3 protein-coding genes are annotated in these 1,859 nt (G+C 66.2%); 2 read left to right on the top strand and 1 reads right to left on the bottom strand.

Annotation, left to right across the window (positions count from 1 at the left end):
- Positions 1-308 (top strand): thiamine pyrophosphate-dependent enzyme (locus VF497_RS15750; protein WP_330890441.1); only part of this gene is annotated, 308 nt, incomplete at its 5' end.
- Between the two features lie 3 nt (positions 309-311).
- Entirely contained in the window at positions 312-1,577 is a 1,266-nt protein-coding gene (locus VF497_RS15745) for an FAD-binding oxidoreductase (protein ID WP_330890439.1), read from the top strand.
- 10 nt (positions 1,578-1,587) lie between these two features.
- On the opposite strand, the gene VF497_RS15740 is transcribed toward VF497_RS15745, so the two are convergent.
- A partial coding sequence (locus tag VF497_RS15740; RefSeq protein WP_330890437.1) for a hypothetical protein occupies positions 1,588-1,859 on the bottom strand: 272 nt, incomplete at its 5' end.

Here is a 1,859-nt window from a genome sequence, read left to right as displayed (position 1 = left end):
CGACCGCCGTGCAGTACGATGCGCCGCTGGTCGTGATCGTCGTCGACAACTCGCAATACGGCACCATCCGCATGCACCAGGAGCGCGACTATCCCGGTCGCGTCGTCGGCACCCAGCTCAAGAACCCCGACTTTGCGATGTACGCCAAGGCGTTCGGCGGCCATGGCGAGCGCGTCGAGCGTACCGACGAGTTCGCACCAGCCTTCGAGCGTGCGCTCGCTTCGGGCAAGCCGTCGATCGTTCATTGCATCATCGATCCGCGCGCAATCTCGGTCGGCAAGGACTTTACGCCGGCGGCGAAGGCGTAAGCGATGTCGGAAGTCCGCCACGTCGCCATCATCGGAGCCGGCGCGGTCGGCGTGATCAGCGCCATCGAGGCGCTGCGCGAGGGTCATCGCGTCACCTTGATCGACGCGGGCGAACCCGGTGGCGAACAGGCGGCGAGCTACGGCAACGCCGGCTGGCTCTCCTCGCATTCGGTGATCCCGCCGGCCGAGCCGGGCGTCTGGAAAAAGGTGCCGGGCTATCTGATGGATCCGCTCGGTCCGCTCGCGATCCGCTGGTCCTATCTGCCGAAGGCGCTGCCCTGGCTGATCAGGTATCTGCTCTCGGGCTGGACCGAGGCGCGGGTCGAGAAGACTGCGTTTGCGCTACGCGATCTCCTCAAGGATGCGCCGTTGCTGCACAGAAAGCTGGCGGAAGAAGCCGGCGTGCCTGAGCTGGTCGAGCGCAACGGCGTGATGCACGTGTTCCCGTCGCGAGGCAATTTCGACAACGATCTCGGTTGGCGCCTGCGCAAGAAGGTCGGCGTCGCATGGATGGAGCTCAGTGCCGACGAAATGCGTCAACGCGAGCCGGATCTGCATCCGCGCTACACGTTCGGTGTGGTGGTGGAGGAGGCCGGCCGCTGCCGTGATCCCGGCGCTTACGTTGCGGCGCTTGCCCAGCACGCGCTGGCAAGCGGAGCGAAGCTCGTGCGCGCCAAAGCGACCGGTCTCAAGCTCAACGGCAATAAGCTCGTCGCCGTCCTCACCGAGACCGGTGAGATTGCTTGCGATGCCGCGGTCGTCGCCGCCGGCGCGCATTCAAGGAAGCTGACAGCGTCCGTCGGCGATCCCGTTCCGCTCGAGACCGAGCGCGGCTATCACGTCATGATCGAGCATCCGGAATCCGGACCGCGCAATTCGATGATGGCCTCGGACGCCAAGATGGTGGTCAACTGGACTGACAAGGGTTTGCGCGCCGCCGGCACCGTGGAGATCGCCGGGCTCGACGCCGCGCCGAACTGGAAGCGCGCCGAGATCCTGCGCCAGCATCTCCTCAGCATGTTCCCGAAACTGCCGAAGGATATTCCACCTTCACGGATCAAGACCTGGTTCGGCCATCGCCCGAGCATGCCCGACGGACGGCCCTGCATCGGCCATAGCCGCGCCTCGCGCGACGTGGTCTATGCGTTCGGCCACGGCCATGTCGGCCTGGTCGGCTCGGCCCGCACCGGCCGGCTAGTCGCGCAACTGCTCAGCGGCAAGGCGCCGGAGATCCCGATTGCGCCATTCGCGCCGTCCCGCTTCTTGTAGGAAGTAAACCTCAGCTCTCGCCGGCCCAGGCCGCGATCGCGGCTGGCGCGATCACGCGTCTCGGCGTGTGTGGATTGATCGTTCCGGCGCTGACGTCCTGAGTTTGTTCGAGCAGCGTGCGTGCAAACGCCTTGGCATCCCGCTCGGTCGTGAAGGTGCGGGTCTGGCGCGCGAAGCGGTGGTGTCCGGCGTCAGGGTTTCTCACGGCGAACGAGACGTACCAGATGGCCTTGTCCGTCTTCATCGCGCGGCTCAGGCTAGGGTGGTTCGCCCGCGCGATCG

This window comes from Rudaea sp., from assembly GCF_036383415.1.
Classification (GTDB): domain Bacteria; phylum Pseudomonadota; class Gammaproteobacteria; order Xanthomonadales; family Rhodanobacteraceae; genus Rudaea.
The sequence above is the reverse complement of the archived record's forward strand: the minus strand, read 5'-3'. Positions and strand labels throughout refer to the sequence as shown.